This is a genomic window from Amycolatopsis sp. Hca4 (genome assembly GCF_013364075.1).
Taxonomy (GTDB): Bacteria; Actinomycetota; Actinomycetes; order Mycobacteriales; family Pseudonocardiaceae; genus Amycolatopsis.
The window spans coordinates 4,523,662-4,545,268 of the sequence record NZ_CP054925.1; the positions used below are offsets into that span (position 1 = coordinate 4,523,662).

General features: G+C 70.1%; 20 protein-coding genes, 1 tRNA gene and 3 pseudogenes. 8 read left to right on the forward strand and 16 right to left on the reverse strand.

The genetic code is table 11. The annotated features are described in order from the left end of the window. Positions 1-19 precede the first annotated feature (19 nt). Positions 20-928: an ornithine cyclodeaminase family protein gene (locus HUT10_RS19745; RefSeq protein ID WP_176172582.1), complete on the forward strand. Its 909-nt coding sequence runs from the start codon at positions 20-22 to the stop codon at positions 926-928. A gap of 278 nt (positions 929-1,206) precedes the next feature. Continuing rightward, positions 1,207-1,461, forward strand: coding sequence for a hypothetical protein (locus tag HUT10_RS19750; RefSeq protein WP_003083120.1), 255 nt, complete (start codon positions 1,207-1,209; stop codon positions 1,459-1,461). 699 nt (positions 1,462-2,160) lie between these two features. Here HUT10_RS19750 and HUT10_RS50055 read toward each other — a convergent pair. The 4 genes and pseudogenes from HUT10_RS50055 to HUT10_RS19765 all read right to left on the reverse strand — a co-directional run bounded on the left by HUT10_RS50055 (position 2,161) and on the right by HUT10_RS19765 (position 4,117). Continuing rightward, a complete protein-coding gene (locus tag HUT10_RS50055) occupies positions 2,161-2,727 on the reverse strand; it encodes a transposase (protein WP_217709625.1) in 567 nt (188 codons plus the stop codon). Positions 2,728-2,806: 79 nt separating this feature from the next. Next, positions 2,807-3,241 (reverse strand): annotated as a pseudogene (locus HUT10_RS52245) (transposase); the annotation flags it as partial. 174 nt (positions 3,242-3,415) lie between these two features. Then, complete coding sequence (locus HUT10_RS52250; RefSeq protein WP_176172583.1) at positions 3,416-3,862, reverse strand: transposase; 447 nt, start codon at positions 3,860-3,862, stop codon at positions 3,416-3,418. A gap of 27 nt (positions 3,863-3,889) precedes the next feature. Continuing rightward, complete coding sequence (locus HUT10_RS19765) at positions 3,890-4,117, reverse strand: hypothetical protein (RefSeq protein WP_176172584.1); 228 nt, start codon at positions 4,115-4,117, stop codon at positions 3,890-3,892. 83 nt (positions 4,118-4,200) lie between these two features. Here HUT10_RS19765 and HUT10_RS19770 point away from each other — a divergent pair, with 83 nt between their 5' ends. Next, entirely contained in the window at positions 4,201-5,013 is an 813-nt protein-coding gene (locus HUT10_RS19770) for an LmeA family phospholipid-binding protein (RefSeq protein ID WP_176172585.1), read from the forward strand. Between the two features lie 58 nt (positions 5,014-5,071). Here HUT10_RS19770 and HUT10_RS19775 read toward each other — a convergent pair whose 3' ends face one another. The 6 genes from HUT10_RS19775 to HUT10_RS19800 all read right to left on the reverse strand — a co-directional run bounded on the left by HUT10_RS19775 (position 5,072) and on the right by HUT10_RS19800 (position 13,410). Beyond that, entirely contained in the window at positions 5,072-6,565 is a 1,494-nt protein-coding gene (locus HUT10_RS19775) for a carboxylesterase/lipase family protein (protein ID WP_176172586.1), read from the reverse strand. Next, a complete protein-coding gene (locus HUT10_RS19780) occupies positions 6,565-7,986 on the reverse strand; it encodes an ATP-binding protein (protein ID WP_176172587.1) in 1,422 nt (473 codons plus the stop codon). Before HUT10_RS19780 ends, HUT10_RS19775 begins: the two co-directional genes overlap by 1 nt. Then, positions 7,983-9,635, reverse strand: coding sequence for a response regulator (locus tag HUT10_RS19785; protein ID WP_176172588.1), 1,653 nt, complete (start codon positions 9,633-9,635; stop codon positions 7,983-7,985). Before HUT10_RS19785 ends, HUT10_RS19780 begins: the two co-directional genes overlap by 4 nt. A gap of 19 nt (positions 9,636-9,654) precedes the next feature. Further along, on the reverse strand, positions 9,655-10,572 hold the full coding sequence (locus HUT10_RS19790; RefSeq protein WP_176172589.1) for a ribonuclease Z: 918 nt from the start codon (positions 10,570-10,572) through the stop codon (positions 9,655-9,657). Between the two features lie 13 nt (positions 10,573-10,585). Then, positions 10,586-11,155, reverse strand: a complete 570-nt coding sequence (locus HUT10_RS19795) for an HdeD family acid-resistance protein (RefSeq protein ID WP_176172590.1) — start codon at positions 11,153-11,155, stop codon at positions 10,586-10,588. Positions 11,156-11,289: 134 nt separating this feature from the next. Next, a complete protein-coding gene (locus HUT10_RS19800; protein ID WP_254896938.1) occupies positions 11,290-13,410 on the reverse strand; it encodes an RICIN domain-containing protein in 2,121 nt (706 codons plus the stop codon). Positions 13,411-13,737: 327 nt separating this feature from the next. Between HUT10_RS19800 and HUT10_RS19805 the strand changes: the two genes are divergently transcribed. After that, positions 13,738-13,810, forward strand: a tRNA-Ala gene (locus HUT10_RS19805). A 341-nt stretch (positions 13,811-14,151) separates the two neighbouring features. Here HUT10_RS19805 and HUT10_RS52255 read toward each other — a convergent pair. Both HUT10_RS52255 and HUT10_RS51075 read right to left on the reverse strand, forming a co-directional pair. Further along, positions 14,152-15,309 (reverse strand): annotated as a pseudogene (locus tag HUT10_RS52255) (tyrosine-type recombinase/integrase); the annotation flags it as partial. 348 nt (positions 15,310-15,657) lie between these two features. Then, positions 15,658-15,933: a hypothetical protein gene (locus tag HUT10_RS51075; protein ID WP_254896939.1), complete on the reverse strand. Its 276-nt coding sequence runs from the start codon at positions 15,931-15,933 to the stop codon at positions 15,658-15,660. Between HUT10_RS51075 and HUT10_RS52260 the strand changes: the two are divergent. Together HUT10_RS52260 and HUT10_RS51080 are read left to right on the forward strand one after the other, a co-directional pair. Next, positions 15,814-16,068, forward strand: a pseudogene (locus HUT10_RS52260) (histidine kinase dimerization/phospho-acceptor domain-containing protein); the annotation flags it as partial. The gene HUT10_RS51075 and the pseudogene HUT10_RS52260 sit on opposite strands and share 120 nt — an antisense overlap. A 42-nt stretch (positions 16,069-16,110) precedes the next feature. Further along, a complete protein-coding gene (locus HUT10_RS51080; protein ID WP_254896940.1) occupies positions 16,111-16,635 on the forward strand; it encodes a HAMP domain-containing sensor histidine kinase in 525 nt (174 codons plus the stop codon). 78 nt (positions 16,636-16,713) lie between these two features. Here HUT10_RS51080 and HUT10_RS19820 read toward each other — a convergent pair whose 3' ends face one another. The 3 genes from HUT10_RS19820 to HUT10_RS19830 all read right to left on the reverse strand — a co-directional run bounded on the left by HUT10_RS19820 (position 16,714) and on the right by HUT10_RS19830 (position 18,996). After that, a complete protein-coding gene (locus tag HUT10_RS19820) occupies positions 16,714-17,763 on the reverse strand; it encodes an acyl-CoA desaturase (RefSeq protein ID WP_091315860.1) in 1,050 nt (349 codons plus the stop codon). Between the two features lie 106 nt (positions 17,764-17,869). Further along, positions 17,870-18,304, reverse strand: coding sequence for a hypothetical protein (locus HUT10_RS19825; RefSeq protein ID WP_143060751.1), 435 nt, complete (start codon positions 18,302-18,304; stop codon positions 17,870-17,872). Positions 18,305-18,366: 62 nt separating this feature from the next. Continuing rightward, positions 18,367-18,996, reverse strand: a complete 630-nt coding sequence (locus tag HUT10_RS19830; RefSeq protein ID WP_176172592.1) for an STAS domain-containing protein — start codon at positions 18,994-18,996, stop codon at positions 18,367-18,369. A 368-nt stretch (positions 18,997-19,364) separates the two neighbouring features. Between HUT10_RS19830 and HUT10_RS19835 the strand changes: the two genes are divergently transcribed. Then, complete coding sequence (locus HUT10_RS19835; RefSeq protein ID WP_176172593.1) at positions 19,365-20,591, forward strand: YbdK family carboxylate-amine ligase; 1,227 nt, start codon at positions 19,365-19,367, stop codon at positions 20,589-20,591. 127 nt (positions 20,592-20,718) lie between these two features. Beyond that, on the forward strand, positions 20,719-21,039 hold the full coding sequence (locus tag HUT10_RS19840; RefSeq protein WP_176172594.1) for a hypothetical protein: 321 nt from the start codon (positions 20,719-20,721) through the stop codon (positions 21,037-21,039). A gap of 34 nt (positions 21,040-21,073) precedes the next feature. Here HUT10_RS19840 and HUT10_RS19845 read toward each other — a convergent pair whose 3' ends face one another. Then, the gene (locus HUT10_RS19845; RefSeq protein ID WP_176172595.1) at positions 21,074-21,535 is read right to left on the reverse strand and encodes a DUF5994 family protein; all 462 of its coding nucleotides are present in this window, start codon (positions 21,533-21,535) and stop codon (positions 21,074-21,076) included. Positions 21,536-21,607 lie beyond the last annotated feature (72 nt).

Here is a 21,607-nt window from a genome sequence, read left to right on the forward strand (position 1 = left end):
GACACCGGAGGGGCCGCGCATGCTCGACGCCCACGCCGTCCGCGCGGCGGTGCCGATGACCGCCGCCGTGAACGCGGTGCGAGAGGCGTTCCTCGACCTCGCGGCCGGCCGTTTCGTGGTGCCGCAACGGTTGTCGTTCGCGGGCGGCACGACGCTGGTGATGAGCGCCTGCCACACGCCGACGTCGACGACGGTGGTGAAGACGCTCAACCTGACTCCCGGCCGGACGCCGATGATCCTCGGGACGTTGGTGTGGAACACCGCGGCCGGTCAGGTGGTCGCCGACGCCGTCGAGGTCACGACGCTGCGCACCGGCGCGGTGTCCGGCGTGGCCACGGACCTGCTCGCCCCGCCCGAGGCGAACCGCTTGGCGTTGCTCGGCACCGGCGCCCAGGCGGCCGACCAGGTGCGTGCCGTGGCGGCCGTGCGCCCGGTCCGCCGGCTGGCGGTGTTCGGCCGGTCCCCCGCGCGCGCTTCGGCGTTGGCCGGGCGGTTGGGAGCCGAGTTCCCGGACGTGGTGGTGCGGGTGGCTTCGAGCGCCGCGGATGCGGTGGCCGACGCGGAGATCGTCTGTTGCGCTACTTCATCGAGTACTCCTCTCTTCGGTGTCGAGGACTTGCCGGAACGGGTGCACGTCAACGCGATCGGGTCGTACCTGCCGTCCATGCGGGAGTTGCCCGCGGAGTTGCTGGCCACCGCGGGGTGCGTGGTGGTGGATCAGGCCGAGGCGGCGCTGGCCGAGGCGGGCGAGGTGATCCACGCCGTCGACGCTGGTTTTCTGGAGCGGGGTGAGCTGATCGAGCTGGGTTCGGCTCTGCGTCGGCCTCCGGTGGTGGATGGGCGAACGGTGTTCAAGTCCGTCGGGCTCGCTGTGCAGGACTGGGCGATTGCCCGGCTGCTCGGTCAGGTGTGTTGGTCAGGCGGGTGACCGGCGGCCTCCGTCAGGTGATGTGGTTCCTCGGCAACTCCACTTCACATCCGGAGGCCTTCACCTGTCTGCACGACAGGGCTGTCACCAGTCACCTCAACTCCCTGGACATCACAGCCAGGGCGGACTGGTCACCCCGCGTGCCGGGTGGGCGGCGGAGAGCAACCGGGAGCGGCCGAACGGCGCAATCTTGCGTCTGGAGCGTTTGATCTGTCACCCGATCCGGGAATTTTCGCGGCATGTCTCCTTGGCGAACCACTACCAGACGGAACACGGCCGTGCGGGTCATCACGGCGATCGGCGCGATCTTCGCGGGGATCGAAGTTCTCTACATGATCATGGTGCTCGCGGGCGCGAACGCCGGCAACGCCTTCTTCCAGTTCATCAAGTCACTGGCGGTTCCTCTCGCGTTGTTCTGGCCCGGTTTGTTCCCGGTGGACAGCCCCAGCCTCGCCGTGATCCTCGACTACGGCCTGGCCGCGGTGTTCTGGCTGGTCGTCACCGGCATCATCGCCCGCTTCGCGGGCCGGTGACCGACGGGCGACGCCGCCCTCAGTGCTGCCGCCTGCTGTCGCTGCCCCCCTCCAGCGGCGGCAGGCGGCTCACCACTTGGCTGCCGGTAGGTCGATGCCGGCCAGCGTGCGTCGCTCGATCGGGTGCTGCTGCGAGAGAAACGGCTCCCTGCTGCGGACTGACTGCTGCAGTGAGAACCGCTGTCGGTTGCCCCAGGGTCATATTCAGCCAACTCCCGTCACCGGCAAGTCGGCGACTTTGCGCGAGGAGTACCGCGCCGCCGGACGGCTGCCGCTTGGCGGGAACGCCAGGACCCAGGTGGGATTGCAGCAGCCACACCCGCTGCCCTGCAGGCACTTGTCACCTGAGCAAATCCCCTCCCTGATCCCAACCGCCACACCCGATACGTGGCCGAGGACACCGACCGGGCCAGTCGCCTGCACGCTAATTCGGCTCGGACACAACGCAAACCGAATAGCGAGTCCTCGAGATCCGGGCTATCCGCAGGTGTAAGCCCGCACAGATCGCGTACCTACCCGGGATGAGCCGCTCCACGGTGCGAAGGATCCTGTCCGGCCATCGTCTGCGACGGCTAAACCATCAACCACCCGAACTATCGCCGCTAAGGCGTGTCTGACAATGCTTTGGTCCAGGTGATCACCGCGTGCAGGACAACCGCTGATCGGTCGACGATGGCGAGTTTGATGCCCCTATCGATGTCAAGTGGTCGCTGGGGGGCTGGTGTGGCGTGATGTTCGGGCGATGAGTTCGTAGAGCTCGCGCGTGACATAGCGCTTGAGGCAGCGGATCGCTTCGCGTCTGGTCTTGCCCTCGTGGACGCGTCGGTCGACGTAGGTGCGGGTGCGCAGATCCCAGCGAAGTCTTGCGATGACGATCGCGTAGAGGGCGGAGTTGGCTTGACGGTCGCCGCCGCGGTTGAGTCTGCGGCGTTGAGTCTTGCCGGAGGACATCTCGATGGGGCTGGCTCCGCAGCGTGCCGCAAAGGATGCTTCGCTGGTGAGCCGGCGTGGGTTGTCGCCGGCGGCGAGGAGCAGGGCTGCGGCAGTGTCGGGACCGACGCCGTATCGCTGGAGCAACTCGGGTGTGTGGGCATTGATGGCGTCGGTGATTCGCTGGTTGAGGTCGTTGACCTCGCGGGTGAGTTCGATGATCCGGCGAGCCAGCAGTCGCAGGGTGTAGGCAGCGCGTGCCGCTGGTGTGTCGGGGTGGCTCGGGTTGAGGTCGGCGCATCGGTGGACGAGTTTGGGGTTGCTCAGTCCGGTCATCGAGTCGCGAAGGGTCGGCGCCGACGAGGATGGCCTTGAGCTGGTTGATCGCCTGAGTTCGTGACTTGGTGGCCGAGGCTTTGGCCAGCTTGAACAGGCGGATCCGTTCGACGTGGCCGTCGCCGGACTTGGCGAGGGCGGTGGCTCGGCCGGACAGGACCGCTCGGGCTGCTGTTTCGGCGTCGATGGCGTCGGTTTTGCCGCGGCGTCGCCGGTGGGCCTTGTCCGGCTGATTGACCTCGATGACATCGATGCCGGCCCCTCGAAGATGACGAGTGAGCGCGGCGCCATAGGAATGGGTTCCCTCCACTCCGGCCTGCCGTACCCGGCCCTGGGCGAGGGCCCAGTCCAGTAGATCGCGGTAGCCCTCGGCGGTGGTCGGGAAGCTCCGGCTGACGAGTAGAGCACCGTGCATGCTGAGGACGGCGGCGACGTGGAGGTCCTTGTGCGTGTCGACGCCAAGGATCACTTCGGGTGAGCTGTCGTCTTGGCTGATCGTTGCGGGGTGGGTCATGCTGGGCACGGTTGTTCGGCTCCTGAGGGCTCGGGAACGGATGGCCGTCGCCGGGCCGGCAGGAACGGTCAGGACTGTGATGGCGCCTTGTTAGCGGCAAGGCCCCTATCGGGACACGTCCCGCTGGTCCGGTGGCAGCAAGCACCGCCCGGAACCCGAGTCGACGGATCAAACTCAAGGCACCATAGGCCCGTCGTAGCGCGGGTCAGACCGAGCACCAGGCGGCACCAGGTCATCCTCACAGTCGTAGCGAGTGGCCAGGCTGTGCCACTGTTTGAGCAGGTTGAACCGTCTTTCGACGACGTAGCGGCCGCGGTAGTCGACCGCGGGTGGGCGGCCGCCGCGGGAACCGCGGCGTTTGCGGGGCCCGACATGATCAGCGGGCTCGGGAATCACGGCGGCGATGCCGCGGTCGCGCAAATGTCCGCGGATCGCTCTGGAGGAGTAGGCCTTGTCGCCGCGGACACGGTCGGTCGGGTTCGAGCGCGACCGCGCCGAGCGACGTGTAGATGCCGCATCAAGTGGGGGAACATCGGCGCTTCCCCGGCTTGAGTGGGCCCGACCAACGTCACCAGCGGTCGGCCATTCCCATCGACGAGATAGTGCACTTTGGTGCTCCACCCGCCGCGGGAGCGGCCAATCGCGTGATCAAGCGGCTCGCTCAGCAGATCCGCGTAGTTCGACCAAGCCCCTGCGGAACGGGTTCGTGGCGTGCTGATGCGCCCGCGCGATCGTGGAATCCACCGACACCGACCAGTCGACCAAAACGGCCGCCTCCGCTTCGGCGAGCAGGCGCTGCACCACGGTGTCCCAGGTGCCGTCGCCGGCCAAGAGCAGCTGAAACCGCGACGCGACCGACAGGATTCCATCAACCACCCGGGCTATCGCCGCTAAGTGAGCAACGACCCTTTTGTGGCCTCCTTCCGGCATCCTTCCCCGCCTTCGGCGACACTGGACCGATGAGCGACGGCAGGTGGTTCGACGGCTGGTCACCCTGGCCCGAGCTGGCCGGGCTCGCTGCTGCCGGGCGTTCGCTTCTTCCGAACGTCCCCGTCACGCCCGCTGCCCTCGCGCGGACCGTCACCGAACAGCTTGTCGGGCGGCGGCTGACCACCAAGGTCGGGGACCGGGAAGTCGGCCTGACCCTCGCCGAGCTCCATTACCCCGCCGACAGTCTTCGGCTGGCCACCGGACGGCTCGGCGACGTGCGCATCGTTGCCGAGGATGTCGACTGGCCCGAGTCCGGAGGGGGCCGCATTCCGCTGCGGCGGGTCACCGTGCTCGCCGAAGATGTCCGCCTGCGCTCGCTTCCCACTCCCTCCGCCAAGCCGGCTCGCGTGGACCTGCGGATCGCCGTCTCCGCCGACGTGCTCCGCGAACGGGTGGCACAGGTCCGGCCCGGGATCGTGGCCGCGCCGGCGGACAACGGACTGCTCCGGATCCACTGGGCCAGGAAACCCCACTGGGGCCACCTTTCCCTGGAAGCCCGGGTGGAGGACGACGCCGTCGTGCTCCACCCGCGGACCCTCCACATCGGACAGCGGGAACTACGCCCGCCGAAGCGCTTTCACCCCATCGTGTTGCCGCTGCCGGAACTCCCGCCGGGGCTGACCCTGACGAAGGTGGCACCCCGGCACGGCGAACTCGTGCTCCACACCGTCGCGGAAGAGTGGCCGGAACGGCTTTCCCGCATTCCCCTCGCCGATCTGCTGAGCTGGTTGACCACCGCAGCGGTGACCCTGACTTTGCCGAAACTCGGTTCGCGTCCATGACAGCCAACGTACTCGAACGCGCGTTCGAACATCATCACCCACAACGGTAAACCGGTCCTCAGGTGACCGGGAACCAGGTCCCGGACGCCCATTCCGTGTCACCCCAGGCTTTCCGCTCGTCGGCGCGGGGGTCGAGCACCAGGTCGGTGTCCTCCCGGAACACCAGCACCGGCCGCAGCTCGGGGCCGTACGGCGGCCACTCGGGGCCGTCCGCGTCGGCGACGCCGTCGCGGATGAACCGCACCCAGGCACGGTGGATGAGCAGCGCCGCCCGCTCGCGCGCCGGGTTCACGGCGGACCCCTGCGAGGCCAGCGGTAGCGGAGTCTTCCACGCCATCGTCGTCTCGGTGCCGTGGCCGCCGTCGAGCTGCTCGGGCACGCCGGGCGCCGCGATGTCGATGCGATAGCGGTAGACGGGCGCGTGCGCGGACTGCGCGTCGGCGAGCCGCTGCGTCGGGATGCCGTAGCGCTCGTCGCCCATCGCGGCGATCTTCGCGGACTTCAGATCGGGGACGCGGCGAAGGTACGTCTCGAGGAGGTGCGAAGCACCTTCGTCGCCGAGAATGCCGGAGAGCACCCCGGAAGCCGGCGCCGTCGCGACGTCTTCGCCGAGCATCAGCGCGTACGTGCTGCCTTCGTTGCTGTTGCAGCCGACCAGCAACGGGATCCCCGCCGCACTCCCCCGCCGGATCGGCTCGATCGGCACCTCCGGCAGCACCCGGGGGTGCAAGGTCGGGCGCCACAGCCACAGCGCCTGGAAGCCGGTGAGGATCCGTTCCTGCGCCTCGACGAACTCCTTCGCCGGCAACGCCCGCAGCGCCTCCAGGTCGTGGCAGCCGAGTTCGTCCAGGAGCCGCCGGGCCAGCGCTGTCCCGGCTTCCGGCGTCGCCACGTGGTCCGCGCCGCCGCTGCTGCTGATCGCCTGCGCGAACAGGCCCCGGCCGAGCGGGCTGCCCAGCAGGTTCCCGACGCTCTTCGCACCCGCCGAGACGCCGTAGACGGTGATCCGCTCCGGGTCGCCGCCGAACGCGGAAATGTTGCGCCGCACCCACTTCAGGGCCTCGACCTGGTCGAGGAACCCGCACACACCGGCGTCCGGTTCGGCGGAGCCGAAGACCCCGGCGAGGTGCAGGAAGCCGAGCGAGCCCAGCCGGTAGTTGATGGTGACCACGACGATCCCGGCGCGCGCGAACTCCTCGCCGTCGCCCAGCTGCTCGCCGTGTCCGACGCGGTAGCCGCCGCCGTGCAGCCAGAGCAGCACCGGCCGGCCGCCTTCCGGCGCGGGTCCTTCGGGCGTGCAGACGTTGAGGTACAGGCAGTCTTCGTCGCACACGGCGGCCGGGTTCATCGGGTCCGGCGACTGCATCGCGTGCGGCCCGTACTCCGTCGCCACGTGCACGCCACCGGACAGGGCAGGCGGCTGCGGTGCCTTCCACCGCAGCTCGCCGACGGGCGGGCGGGCGTACGGGATCCCGCGCCAGGCGCGGACACCGTCGCCCGCCAGCCCGACCAGCGCCCCGAGTTCGGTCGTGACCGTCGGGACGGAAGCCATCAGAGCGAGGCCTGCTCGACCGTCGGCAGGCAGACCTCGAACCGGGTGTTCCCCGGCTCGGATTCGACGCGCAGGTCGCCCTGGTGCCGTTCGACGACGATCTTCCACGAGATGTCCAGGCCCAGCCCGGTGCCCTCGCCGACCGGCTTGGTCGTGAAGAACGGCTCGAAGATCCGCGGCTTGATGTCCGCCGGGATGCCGGGGCCGGTGTCGCCGATCTCGACGCGGACCTGGTCGTTCTCGCCCCACGTCCGCAGCGTGAGCGTGCCTTCGCCCTTCATCGCGCCGATGGCGTTGTCGATGATGTTCGTCCACACCTGGTTGAGCTCGGCCGGGTACGCCGGGATCTTCGGCAGGCTGCGGTCGTACTCCTTGACGACGCGGATGCCGCCGCCGATCTTGCCGGACAGCATCACCAGCGTGGAGTCGAGGCCGTCGTGGACGTCGACCCACTGGTGCGGCGCGCGGTCCATCTGGGAGTACTGCTTGGCCTTGCCGACCAGCGCGGAGATCCGGGTGGTGGAGTCCTCGATCTCGCCCATCAGCATCTCGGTCTCGAGCGCGTAGGCGAGCCAGCGGACGGCACCGTCGATGAACGTGTCGCCGACCTGCTCCAGGACGTGGTCCAGGTCGGCCGTGGTCAGCCCGGCGCGGACGTAGATGTCGGCGAGGTCCCAGCCGCCGTCGATGCCGCGGTCGTCGAACCAGTCGGTGATCTCGTCCTCGCGGTCGGCCTGCTGCATCGCCGTCAGCTTCTCGGCCTGCGCGACCTGCTTGACCAGGCGTTCCTGGACGTCGATGAGCTGGTAGAGCAGCTCGGGTTCGATGTCCTTCTTGGCCAGGAAGGCGAGCTTGTGGCGCATCCCGGCGACGCGTTCGCGCAGGGCGGACGTCGCCCGGACCGCGGCCGCGGCCGGGTTGTTCAGCTCGTGGGTCAGGCCCGCCGAGAGCTCGCCCAGCGCCAGCAGCCGGCGCCGCGAGCCGATCACCGTGTCGCTGTTGCGCCAGCCGAGGTACATGCCCTCCAGCAGGTGGGTCGCCATCGGGAACCACTTGCGGAACTCGACGGAGAACTCCTTCGACGGCAGCGCGAGCAGCGTGACGTCGGACAGCGCGCGCACGGTGGTGCCGAAGGTGTGCTCCGCCTCCTGGTGCACGAAGAACTGCGTCGCGCCGAAGTAGGCGCCGCGCTGGTCGGACCGGTTGGTCTCCACCTCGGTGCCGCTGACCAGGCGCGTCATCCGGATCGCGCCGTTCAGCAGGACGTAGAAGCAGGTCGCCTCGCCGCCCTCGTTGATGATCGTCGAGTCGCCCTCGTACTCCTCGAGCACGGCGTTGGCGGCCACCCAGTCGAGCTGGTCTTCGGAAAGGTGTTCGAACAGGAAGAGGCCGCGAAGCTCTTCCCGCGGCAGTGCGCTCATTGTTCCTCCAGGTACCGGTGTACCAGCGTCACGGCCATCGCGCCCTCGCCGACCGCGGACGCCACCCGCTTGACCGACTGCGCCCGCACGTCACCGGCCACGAAAACGCCGGGGATGGACGACTCGAGGTAGTGCGGATCACGGTCGAGGGTCCACCCGGCCGGCCGCTGCCCGGCGGACAGCAGGTCGGGGCCGGTGCAGACGAAGCCGTGGTCGTCGCGGTGGATGGCGTCGCCGAGCCAGTCGGTGCGCGGGGCGGCGCCGATGAAGATGAAGAGGTGGCCGGACTCGACGGTTTCGGTGACGCCGTTCTCGCAGAGCGTGATCCGCTCGAGGTGGCCGTCGCCGTGGACCTGCTTGACCGTGGTGTGCGTGCGGACGTGGATGTTCTCGATGCCGGCGATCTGCTCGATCAGGTAGTGCGACATCGAGGCTTCCAGTGATTCGCCGCGCACCAGGATCGTGACGTCGCTGGCGTGCCGGGAGAAGAACACCGCGGCCTGGCCGGCGGAGTTCGCGCCGCCGACGATGTAGACGTGCTCGCCCTTGCACTCGGGGGCCTCGGTCGCGGCCGAGCCGTAGTAGACGCCACGGCCGGTGAGCTCTTCGACGCCCTCCGCGTCCAGGGCGCGGTAGGTGACGCCGCTGGCCAGGATCACCGAGTGGGCGGCGATCTCGCTGCCGTCGCCGAAGGTGACCACCCGCGAGGAGCCGCGGGCTTCGAGGCCGACGACGTCCCGCGCGGTCAGCACCTCGGCGCCGAACTTCTGCGCCTGACGCCGGGCGCGGTCGGTCAGCTGGGCACCGGAGACGCCGTCGGGGAAGCCGAGGTAGTTCTCGATGCGGGAGCTGGTGCCTGCCTGGCCGCCGGTGGCCTTCTTCTCGACGAGGACCGTGCGCAGGCCCTCGGACGCCCCGTAGACGGCGGCACCGAGCCCGGCCGGGCCGCCCCCGATCACGACGAGGTCGTAGAACTCCTGCGCCGGGCGCGTCGACAGGCCGACGGCGTCGGCGATCTCGCTGCCGGACGGGTTCTTGAGCACCGTGCCGTCCGGGGTGACGACGACCGGGATGTCCTTCTCGGAGGCCTCGGCGGCCTGCAGGATCCGGCAGGCTTCGTCGTCCTCGACCGAGTACCAGCGGTACGGGACGGCGTTGCGGGCGAGGAAGTCGCGCAGGTGGAACGAGGGCGAGTTGTAGCGGTGGCCGATGAGCTTGACCTCCTCGACCGGCCGGTCCCCGACCGCCTTCCAGGTCTCGACCAGCGCGTCGATCACCGGGTAGAGCTTCTCCTCCGGCGGGTCCCACGGCTTGAGCAGGTAGTGGTCGACGTCGACGACGTTGATCGCCTGGATCGCGGCGTCGGTGTCGGCGTAGGCGGTCAGCAGGGCGCGGCGGGCGTGCGGGAACAGGTCCATCGCCTTCTCGAGGAAGGCAATCCCGTCCATCTGCGGCATCCGGTAGTCGGCGAGGATGGCGGCGACGGCGTCGCCGCGCAGCTTGATCTCGCGCAGGGCGTCGAGGGCGTCCGGGCCGGAGTCGGCGCGGATGACGCGGTAGTCCTTGCCGTAGCGGCGCCGCAGGTCACGGGCGACCGAGCGGGACACGGCGGGATCGTCGTCGACGGTCATCAGGATCGGCTGGCTCACGAGATGCAGCCTACGGCGCTCACCGCCCGGTTGGGGAGGACCGCCGTTTCGGCACCTGGACCCGCTCCAGGTCCTGCGCCACGACGATTTCGCCGTCGAACTCGGCCCGCGCCTCTTCCGCGAACCGGTTCGGATCGGGGTAGCGCTGCGAGAAGTGGGCCAGCACGAGCTGGCGGACGCCGGACTCGGCGGCGACGCGCGCGGCCTGCTGGGCGGTGAGGTGGCCGAAGTCCCTTGCCAGGGAGGTGTCCTCGGCCAGGAACGTCGACTCGATCACGAGCGTGTCGGCGTTTTCGCTGAGGGCGTACACCGCGTCGCACAGCCGGGTGTCCATCACGAACGCGAACCGCTGGCCGGGCCGCGGCTCGCTGACGTCTTCGAGTGCCGTGCTCCCCAGGCGCCCCTCCCGCTGGAGCCGGCCGACGTCCGGGCCCGCGATGCCGCGCTCCCGCAGCCTTTCCGGGAGCATCGTGCGGCCGTCCGGCTCGGTCAGCCGGTAGCCGAACGCCTCGACGGGGTGGCTCAGGCGCATCGCCTCGAGGGTGAGCTTGCCGGTGGCGATCGGGCCGTCACCGGCGATCGGGTGTTCCTGCAGGTCGGCCTGCTCGTAGAAGGCCGTCGCGTGCCGCATCCGCTCGAAGTAGTGCGCGCCGGACGCCGGGAAGTGGGCGTGCACCGGGTGGCTGACCTTGTCCAGCGACAGCCGCTGGATCACGCCGGGCAGGCCGAGGGTGTGGTCGCCGTGGAAGTGCGTCACGCAGATCCGCGTGACGTCCGTGGCGGCCACACCGGCCCGCAGCATCTGGCGCTGGGTGCCCTCGCCGGGGTCGAAGAGGATGCCTTCGCCGTCCCAGCGCAGCAGGTAGCCGTTCTGGTTGCGGTGGCGCGTTGGCACCTGGGAAGCGGTGCCCAGCACCACCAGTTCGCGGGTCGACACCCCCGCACGGTACTCAGGCGGCCGGGGTGGTGCCGCCCAGTTTCCGCAGCCGGAAGGCCAGCACGAGCAGCATGATCCCGTAGAGCAGGGCGTAGATCCCGACGAGCAGCGCGATGCCGTACGCGCCGGCGATCGGGTTGATCACGATCAGGATGCCGGCGAGCACGGAGATCGCGCCGGCCGCGATGAGGAACGCCTCGCCCTCGATCTGCTTGCGCAGCCGGACCGCCGCGGCGATTTCGGCGATCCCGGTGATGATCGCCCAGAAGCCGACCAGCAGGGCCAGCAGCAGGACGGTGATGCCGGGCCAGACAAGGACGAGGATCCCGGCGACGATGCCGAGCGCGCCGAGGACGCCGTAGGCCACCCGGTGGCCGGTGTCACCCGGACGGAACGCCTGCATCAGGCCGCCGATGCCGTCGACGATCGCGTACACGCCGTACAGGATCGCCAGGACGAGGACGGTGGCACCGGGCCAGATCAGCGCGAAGAGCCCGAAGAGCACGGCGAACACACCGCGGACGGCCACCAGCGGCCAGGCTTTGCGGGGTTCGACGACGGTGAACGCTGCGAAAGAGGTCATCTGCCGCTCCCGGATCGGATTGGGGCTCTCAGTATTGAGGCAGTTACCCCGTCCGGCTCCCGGAACACCCCGTTCGGTGTACTCGAATAGGACCGGCGTGCGCCGCGGCCGCCACCACGGCGCACGCCGGTTGCTCAGGGGTAACTCACCAGGTTGACGGCCTTGGTCCCGGACGGCGTGGCCGGGCCCGTGTTGTTGATCACGTGCGTGATCGTGCCCTGGTAGTTGAGCGACACGGTCACCATGTCGTGGAACCGGACACCCGGTGTGTTCGGCGCCTCGTACGCGTGCGCGCTCGCCACGGACGGGTTGGTGCTGAAGTAGCAGTAGCTGCCCAGCCCCCACGCTTCGTGACTGGTGACGTTCGGGCTCACCTTGTAGGCGGAGAAGCCCTGGGTGGAGCCGTTCATCCAGCTCGACTGGTTCGGGACGTCGTAGGGCATCTCGTTCTGGAAGAAGTAGGTCCGGCCGCCGTTGCCGTTCCAGACCACCTGCGTCTTCTGGTAGTGCTCGACGAAGAGGCCGTACATCGTGACGTCGTTGCCGTTGACGATCAGGCCGGTGTCGGCGGTGTTGGTGGTCCAGCCGACGTACTCGTTGCGGTCGGCGTGGTCGGCGCGCCAGATCCACATGTGGTCGCCGATCACGTTGCTGCTGTTGACGACCAGGCTGTTCGTCGCCTTCCCGACCGCGGCACCGCCGATCCGGAAGAACACGTCGTGCAGGGACGTCGGGTCGGCCGCGTGGTTCGCGCTCGAGCCGGCCGGGCCGACCTGCATGAGCGTGTTCGAGCTGGTCGTGCCCGCGTCGATCAGCAGGCCGGCGACCTTGACGCCGTCGACGTCGTCGACGGTCATCGCGGTGATGCCGTTGTCCGGGATCAGCGTGGCGATGCCGAGGCCGAGCACGACGGTGTCCGGACGGGTGACGCGCAGCGTCTGGTTCAGGTGGTAGACACCGGGCGTGACCAGCAGGTTCTTGCCGGCGGCGAGAGCGGCGTTCATGTCCGCGGCGGTGGCGCCGGGCTTGGCGATGTAGAACTGGCCGATCGGGACGGACGTACCCGGCGCGGTGCCGTTCGCCCAGGTCGTGCCGGACGCGTTGGTCCTGAGGCCGGGGACGAAGACCTGGTAGTTGCCGCCGCCGTCGACGTAGAGGAACGGCTTCTCGCGCACGACCGGCGTCTGGCCGACGGTGGTGTAGGGCGGCGACGGGAAGGTGTTCGCCGGGGCGCCCTGGACGCCCGCGAAGACCATGTTCCAGTTCGAGCCGTTCCAGCTGCCGAACTGCGAGTTGCGGGAGATCCACTGCTGCTGCGAGCCGGAGCGGACCTGGCCGTCGATCTTCGAGTCGGAGATCCAGCCGCCGCTGGCCCAGCCGCCGTCGTCGAGCTGCAGGTCACCGCGGACGTGCATGCGGCGGTAGGGCGCGGCCTGGCTGACGGCCCAGCGGTCGGCGCCGGAGTTCGGGGTCACGGACAGGTTTTCCGCGCCCCGCCAGAAGTTCTGGGTGGCGTTCTGCGGCGGGAACCAGTCGGCCTCGACGTGCACGGCGCCGTTGACGTTCACGGCGTCGGGGGTCAGGCCGAGGCCGAGGACCTGGGTGTAGAAGCCGACGTTGACGTCGTTGGCGTAGGTGCCCGGCTTGAACATGACGGCGTAGCGCTGGCTGCCGAACTGGTTGCGTTCCTGCTGGGCGAAAATGCTGTCGAGCCGGCTCTGGATGGTCGAGCTCGGCATGGACGGGTCGAAAACCACCACGTTCGGGCCGAAGTCGGGCTGTCCCGGCTGGCTGGTGTTCACGGGGGTCAGCATGAAGGACTGGGCGGCGGTGCCGTTGCAGGCGTACTGCTGGAGCTGCACATCGGCGGTCGAGGCACCGGGGACGTCGAGGCACTTCCCGCTGTTGCGGCTGAGGAAGTGGTACCGGCCGTTGCCTTCGTCGACGGCCTGCCACTGCTGGTTGGCGCCGCCCCCGTAGGTCCAGAGCTGGAGCAGGCCGCCATCGGCGGTGGAGACGTCCTTGACGTCCCAGGTCGCAGCCGGGTTGGCGCGGGCGTTGATCCGGAAGTAGCCGTCGCCGGTGGCCTGGAACTGCCACTGCTGCGAGGCGGTCTGGTTGCAGGTGTACTGCTGGACAACGGTCCCGTCGGCGGTCCCGGCGCCCTTCGCATCGACGCACTTGCCACTGTTGACGGCGGCAACGGTGTACCACCCGTCCGGGGTGACGGCGGCTTGCGCCGTCGTCGTTGTCATGCTTCCGACCAAGACCGACGCTGCCGCAAGCAGCGTGATCACCCGCCGTCTCGTCATCGAAGCCTCCTCTGCCGCGCGCGCGGCGTCATCGAGAGGTGTGCCCGGTGTTGGAGACGCGGCGTAACGGGCGGGGACCTCGGCGTCACAACCGCGCAAAATGTAACGGCGGCCACAGGGAGGAGTCAATACACGACTAAAAATAAGGTGTGAATGTGCAGGTCAGGGGCTTGTGGATCGCGAGGCGGGGTTGTGGGGACCCCCGCGTGAAGGGGGTCTGGGCGGGGTGTACTGTATGGGCATACGAGATGCGGAGTTCACCTTCGCCTCGGGGCTATGGCGCAGCTGGTAGCGCACCTCACTGGCAGTGAGGGGGTCAGGGGTTCGAGTCCCCTTAGCTCCACATCGTAAGGAACCCCTTCGTTTCAGCCTTTCCGGCTGGTCGGAGGGGTTTTCTGCATCCCCGGTTCGATCTTCGGTGATCGGCTTACGGCCTGATCTTGTGCTCCTGGTGGGGCAAAACTGGAGCACTGCCCCAGCCCCGACACGGCACCCGCCCGGTGTATTCGCTGCTCGTCGGCTCGGCCGGTGGGTGACCCCCACCGTGGCGAAGAGGGGGACAACCGCCGCCATCCGCCCGCTGTCGACCACACTCGGTGACGGCGTCGGCGGTAGCGGGGCCGCCGCGTGCCAACGCCGTTCGAGGTCCTCCAGTAGCCGCTGCTCGACCTCCGGCGCAACGTGGGAATAGGTCTCGATGACCCGGTTGTCCAAGTGGTGCCCGAGCCGGCGGGCCTGGGCGATCTCCGGCGCGCCGCCGGAGATCAGCCACGTCTTGTGGCTGTGCCGCAACCCGTGGAATGTCAACCCCGGCCGCACCGCCGCGCAGCCCGCCTTGGTCCCGGACGCCTCGCTGCCGTCGACCGCCGGGCGAAAGACGCGCCGCAGGAACGTCGAGCGCCACAACCACGTCCCGCTCGGCGTCGTGAACACGAACTCATACCGGTGCCGCGCAAGGTGCTCCCGCAGCAGCGCGACCAGGAACGGCGGCAGCGCGATCCTCCGCGCCGAAGCTCGGGTCTTCGGCGGCCCGAGCCACCGCATCGACCCCGACTCGTGCAACGCCCCCACCAGCGGATCGATCACGATCACACCCCGCCGGAGATCGACATTGTCCCGGTGCAAGCCGGCCAGCTCACCCCACCGGCAACCGGTCCACGCCGCGGTGATCACCAGCAGCCACGCGATCGGCCCACCGAGCACACCGGCCTGCTCGGCGATCCGCACCACCTGCTCCGGCGTCGCCCACACCCGCTCCGGCACCGCCCGTCGCGACCGCCGGCCGCGACGCCTCCGCCGGTGTACCGGGTTGAACGGGATCAGCCGCTCGTCGGCCGCATCAGTCAGCAGCATCGACAGCAGGTTCAGTTGCGAGCTCACCGTCGACGGGGCGAATCCTGCCCGCTCCAGCTCCCGAGCCCACTCGGCCACCCCCAGCGCCGTAATCGCACCCACCGGCATACCCCCGAACTTCGGGAGGATGTGACACCGCAACCGGCTGCGGTAGCTCTCGATCGTCCGCGGATCCAGATCCAGCGACCGGAACCACCGCGCCACCCACTCCTCCACCGTGACCGCGCTGTCGGCCGGATCGATCCACACTCGCCGACGCCGATCCACCTCCAACCCAGCAGCGTAGGCCGCAGCGTCACGCCGCGAGCCGAAACCGGACACCGAGCGAACACCGCACCCCTGCCGCCGATACCTCACCCGCCACGACCTGCTGCCACACTGCTCCACCCACGCCACAACGACCTCCCGCACCAAGCTGCGAACAACGAAGCGTCGTTCCGCAACAGGTGTAGTTCCCCAGCGCAGACAACTCCAACGGCCACTCCTCACGAGGATGCAGGCGCCGACCGCTATCCAGGAAGCACCAGCCGGACCCGGTCCTGCTGCCCAGTTTTAGGCAGCTGATGACGGACGCTTCTGCGCATTCCGCTTAGGCATCGCCGGACACGCTTGGGTAACACGGTGCCCACGAACGCCGACTGCCAGGTATCGGGCGAAGGCGGCTACCGGATCGGACCACCGTGACCAGCCGGTCCTTGCGAGCCAGGCTCACGCTCGTCTACACCGCCGGCATCTACCTTGCGGGGGTCGTCGTCCTCGCCGTCGTCACGCTGCCCTTCATCGGCATCCAGTCGACCGCACCCGGCCCCGCCTCCACGCCCACGGCGCCGGCCGCGATCACCGGAACCGGCCAGGGAATCGGCCCCACACCAGCTCCTCACCGGATCCGCCGTCGCGCTCGTCGTACTCGCCCCCGTCGCCTTCGCCGGCGGCTGGTTCGTCGCCGGCCGGTTCCTCCGGCCACTGCGGGCCATCACCACCGCCGCCAGGGCCATCTCCGCCGGCAACCTCGACCAGCGCCTCGACCTCGGCGAGCCCGTCGACGAGCTGACCGAACTGGGCCACATCCTCGACGACCTCTTCGCCCGGCTGGAAGCCTCCTTCACCGCCCAACGGCACTTCGTCGCCAACGCCTCCCACGAGCTGCGAACACCCCTAGCAGGCCTACGGACCCTGCTGGAAGTCGCGCTCGGCGACCCCGATGCCGACACCGGCACCCTCCGTACGGCCTGTCAGGAAGCTCTGGCCCTCGGCGGGCTCCAGGAACGGCTTGTCACTTCGCTGCTCGCCTTGGCCACCAGCGAACGCGGGGTCACTCACCGGCAACCGGTCGACCTCGCTCACGTCGCCACCGGAATCCTGCGCTCCCGCCGCGACCAGGCCGCCGAGAAAGGCATCGACATCGCCGAACACCTCACCCCCGCAGTGACAACCGGCGACCCGAGACTGATCGAAAGCCTCATCGCCAACCTCGTCGACAACGCCATCCGCCACAACCACCCGGCGGGCCGGGTGGTTGTCACAACCGAAGTTTCGCGGCTGGGCGCGGCTATCACGGTCACCAACAGCGGCCCCGACATACCCGAAGACCAGCTCCATCGGCTGTTCCAGCCCTTCCAGCGGCTCTCAGCCGACCGCAACGACCACCACAGCGGCCACGGTCTCGGCCTCGCCATCGTCAACGCCGTGGCCGAAGCCCACCACGCCACCCTCACCACGATCGCACGCCCCCAGGGCGGCTCGACCGTCACCGTCCACTTCGTACCGTCACCTGAGCGTGCCTCGCCGCAGGATGCGCCCGGGGTCATGCGTTGACCGCACGTTGGTTCGGAAGGGAGGGTCCCAAGATCACCGGATAGACCCGCAAATCGCGGCGCGGGCCCTCCCCAAGGGCTAGCGGGCAGGTGCGCCCGCCACGCGGAGTGGTGCGCTCACCTCGTGCAAGTGCTGCAGGACGTAGTGGTAGGTCTTCAGCAGCCCGCACTGGGCGTAGTCGATTCCGTGCTCGGCGCAGAACGCGCGCACCAGAGGCTGCGCGCGACGCAGGTTGGCCCGCGGCATGCTCGGGAACAGGTGGTGCTCGATCTGGTGGTTCAGCCCTCCGAGCGTGAAGTCCACCCATCGGCGGCCTTGGACGTTGCGGCTGCTCAGCACCTGCTTGCGCAGGAAGTCGAGCTCGGTCTTGTCCGTGTAGGTGGGCATGCCCTTGTGCCCCGGCGCGAACGAACAGCCCATGTACACGCCCCACAGTCCTTGGTGCACGGCGATGAACGCCAAGGCGACCGGCGGGGACAACACCACGAACACCGCCCCCAGGTACACCACGACGTGCGCGGACAGCAGCACCGCTTCGAGCCACCGGGTCTTGACCTCCCCGCGCCACACCGCCTGGATGCCCGCCCAGTGCAGGCTCAGGCCTTCCAGCAGCAGCAACGGGAAGAACAACGCCGCCTGGTGCTTCGACGTCCAGCGCACGAACCCGCTCTTGTGCTCCGTCTGCCCGCGGGTGAAGGCCAGCAAGGGGATGTCGATGTCGGGATCGTCGCCCTCGTGGTTGGGGTTGGCGTGGTGGCGGGTGTGCTTGCCCATCCACCAGCCGTAGCTCATGCCGACGATCCCGCCGAACGCGTAACCGGCGCGGTCGTTGGCCCGCCCGGTGCGGAAGACCTGGTTGTGCCCGGCGTCGTGACCGAGGAACGCGACCTGCGCGAACATCACCGCGAAGAACACCGCCGTGACCAGCTGCCACCACGAATCGCCCAGCAGCACGAACGCCGCACAGCCGCCGGCGAACGCCAGCAGGGTCAGGCTGATCTTCACCGCGTAGTAGCCGTAGCGCCGGTCAAGCAGGCCTTCATGCCGCACGAGGCGGCCGAGAGCGCCGAAGTCGTTGCGTGACGCCGCCCGGAGGCCGGCGCCCTCGCTCACCGAAGATACGTCCATGGGAGTCCTTCCCCGAGTCCTGCGGGCGCCGGGGACTGGGGCGGCCACTCGATACCCGATCCGGATTCCCGGCCGCGCCGCTGATCAAACCAGGCCGACCGGCGTCTCAAGCGCTCGGGACGGACTTCCGGCCCCACTCGGTGATGGTGGCCAGCCCGGCGTTGAGCAGGCGCACGACCTGGGACCGGGACCAGCCCGTCTCCGCGGCGACCTCGGCGATCGGCCGGTGCCGGACCGCCACCGACCAGACGGTGAAGCGCTGGCGAGGGGGCAGGAGCACCAGTTCGTCCCGCGCCACGGCGTCGGCCAGGGCGTCGTCGAACACCGCCGGGTCACACCGACGGCTGCGGGCCCGCACGGCGGTCGCCACGGCGACCCGGCCACGCCGCGCCGCGGCCAGGCGGTGACCGGGGGAATCCGGCGCGCCGGCGGACGAGACCACCAGTTCGGGGACCAGGCGGGTGCACAGCCGAGCGGCGGCACCGGGCGACCGGCCGGTGCGGCGCGCGAGGAAGTACACCATCTCCAGGATGCGATCCACGTCGCCGACCTCGGCGCCGCGGACCCACGGAGGTTCGACGGGGTGGCGGTCCTCCGCCCCGGTCACCGGCCCCGCCCGGCTGGGACGCAGCAGGCGATACCCGCGGTCTCCAGTGCCTTCCTCAGGTCCTCGTCGGCGTTCAGGACCCGGATACCACCCCGGTCCCGGCCGTCCCGGGTGAAGGCGGCCCGCACGCTGCCGACGACGTCCACGGCCGGGAGCGTGCAGGCCGACACGTCGACCAGGACGACGCCGCGGCAGAGTTCGGACGCCTGCCGCAGTTTTTCGGTCAGCGCCTCGGCCGCACCGGCCCGCGCCCCGCCGGTGGCGGTGACCAGGATCGTCGCATCCGCGACGACCGTCCGCACGACCATCGGGGCGGCGCCGGCCACCGCGTCGTCCAGGCGGCGGTGCACGGTCAGGAGCCGGTCCACCCCGGTGAGGTGGATCGGCCGCCACGAGGCCCGTGAGCCGGCGACCACGGCGAAGCGAGTCCGATCACCCGTCAGCTGATGCGCCGCGAGGAGGACCGACAGGCCGGCGCAGGCGAGGAACGTGGTCGGAGTGAGGTCCACGACGAGCGTCGGTGGCCGCTGAGCGATGGCGCCGGCCAGCGATTCACTCAGGTCGGGGGTGGTGGACAGGTCGATTTCGCCGGCCGCGGTGAGCACGAGGACGTCTCCCCGGCGCATCGACGCGAGCCGCAGCAGCGGCCGGGAAACAGAGGTACTCGAGTGTGGTCTGAGGCCATGGCCAGATTCGGAGTGGTTCACGATCAGCTCCTACGCTGACCTCCGCGGCGCGGAACACGGCCAGCTGTCGATCGGCGATCGTCGCGAGCGCGTGGTCTCGGCCCTCCCGGCGCGGTACCCACAGGGTAAGCCCTCACCGGCGGCTCGGCAGGCCAGCCGGCGTCGGCGGCCCGGCGGTCACGCGCATGCCGTTCGCCTGGTACCCGGCGGAAGGGCCGAAAGCTGCCCGATCGGTGACCAGCGGCCCTTTCTCCGGCGGAGCCGGACCGGCGAGGCTCGGCAGTCCGACCGAAGGACGGAGCCGGGCCGTGGACGCGCGACTTTTGCTGCCGGAGGGTGACGCACTCACCTTCGGCGTAGAGGAGGAATTCGTCCTCGCGGACCCCGTGACCGGCGCGGTGGCGCTCGCGGCGCCCCGCATCCTGGAACTGCTCGACGGTGAATCCGCGGTGATGCCGGAGTTCCTGCGCTTCCAGATCGAAACCGCCACCGGCATCCACACCGGCCTCGACGAGCTCCGGACGGAGCTGCTCGGTTTGCGCGGCCTCGTGGCCGGCGCGGCCGCCGACGCCGGGTGCCTGCTGCTGGCGTCCGGCACACCGCCGTGCGGCGACCTACCGGGCCTGCCCGCTGTCACCGCCGAACCGCGGTACCGCGCGCTGGCCGGCCGATTCCCCGCTCTCCTCCCGGAAGCGGGCACGTGCGCCTGCCACGTGCACGTCGGTATCTCCTCCCCGGCGCTCGGCGTCCGGGTCCTGGCCGGGCTGCGTCCTTGGCTTGCCCCGCTCCTCGCGATCAGCGCGAACTCACCTTTCGCCCACGACGTGGACTCCGGGTGGGCCAGCGGGCGGTACCCGCGGTGGTCGCTCTGGCCGACCGCGAAGCCCCCGCGGGACTGGCCGGACGCGGCCGCCTACGCCGCGACCATCGACGACGTGGTTCGCCGTGGTGATGCGTTGGACGACCAAGGCGTCTACTTCTACGCCCGGCTCTCCCCGAACCACCCGACGGTCGAGGTCCGCATCGCGGACGTCGGGCTGACCGCCGAGGACGCCGTGCTGCAGGCGGGACTGGTCCGCGCCCTGGCCGTCACGATCCTCGCGGAGGCCCGGGCGGGCGTCGCACCGCGGCCCGTCCGGGCTCCGCTGGTGGCCGCGTCGCTCACCGCCGCGGCCCGTGCGGGTTACCCCGGCCTCGGCATCGACCCCTTCACCGGCGAATTCCTCCCGCAGGAGGTACTCACCGACCGGCTCCTGGAGTACGTACGGCCGGCCCTGCGGGCCACCGGGGACCTCGCGGCGATCGACCGGCAGCTCGCCGCGGTGCGGGCGGGCCGAACCGGCGCAGCGCGCCAACGCGCGCTGTTCGCGGGAGCCGGCTCGCCGGCCGCGTTCGTGGCGGAGCTGGCAACGGTGACCCTCGCCGGGGCAGCCGGGCCCGGCTCGCCGCCGGTGCCCCGCCCCGCCGCCGTCCACGACGGCCGATCGGCGCCGGCGACCGGTGCGCGAACCGGAAACACCGCTTCTCCCGGGTGACCCATCCGGGGGATTCCCGGCCGGTGAACAGTGGACAACGCCTAGGCTGACCGGACCGCCCCGGACCCCGGCGTGCCCGCGGTTCCACGTAACCCGTGGAACCACTCCCACGGCCGAGGAGCAGACGATGACCTCCGGGCAGCCGGGCCCCAGCGCGACGGCGGGCCCCGGCTTGCCCTTCCCGCCTCGGCGGCAGATCGCGTTCAGCGTCGGCAACTGGCGCGTCACCTACGCCGGGACGGATCCACACTCGCCGCGGACCGGCACCCTGGTCGGGCCGCCCGAGTCGGACCCAGGGGGAGGCCGTGTCCCGGTCATCGCCGACGGCGGGGACACGGCCGCGGTGCGCTGGGTGGACGTCCAGGACGTCATCGCCGTGACGGCACCGCCGGCCGGGGAACCACCGGCTTCGCGATGCCCTCCGACAGGTGAGAGCCGGCATCCGTGACACGGAACCGGCGCCCACCGCGGCCGGTTCCTCCTCAAGCCGGGCCGAGGATGCCGCTGGCGGTCAGGATCAGCACGGCGGAGCCGCTCGCGTCCGGCGCGGTGGCCGCTGCCAGCGCTCGCTCCGCCGCGGGGGCAGCGGCGTCGGGTGGCACCACCAGCAGGGTCAGCCGGCGGATGCGCGGTCCGATGACGACGATCGTGTACCGGTCCAGGCCGGAGAACCCCGCCAGCTCCACGAAACCGGATTCGAGCGCGAGCTTCCCGGGGGGCAGATCCCACATCGCCGGGTTGAAGCCGATCCGGTCCACCGGGCCCGAATCCACGGCGAGCGCGGTGACCAGGGCGCTGAATTCCGCCACCGGCTCTCGCGAGCGCGGCCACCAGGCGCCGTCGAAGCAGCCCTTGACCGCACCCGGCGGTTTCAGCCGCAGCCGCCGGTCGAGGGCCGGAGAACCGACAACGGGACCCGCGGCGTCGTCCGGCGCAAAAGTCATGCCCGGCGCTCCTTCCGCGACGACGGCCGGACGAACCGGCCTGCGGGTTCCCCGAAGGCGTTCATGACGAGC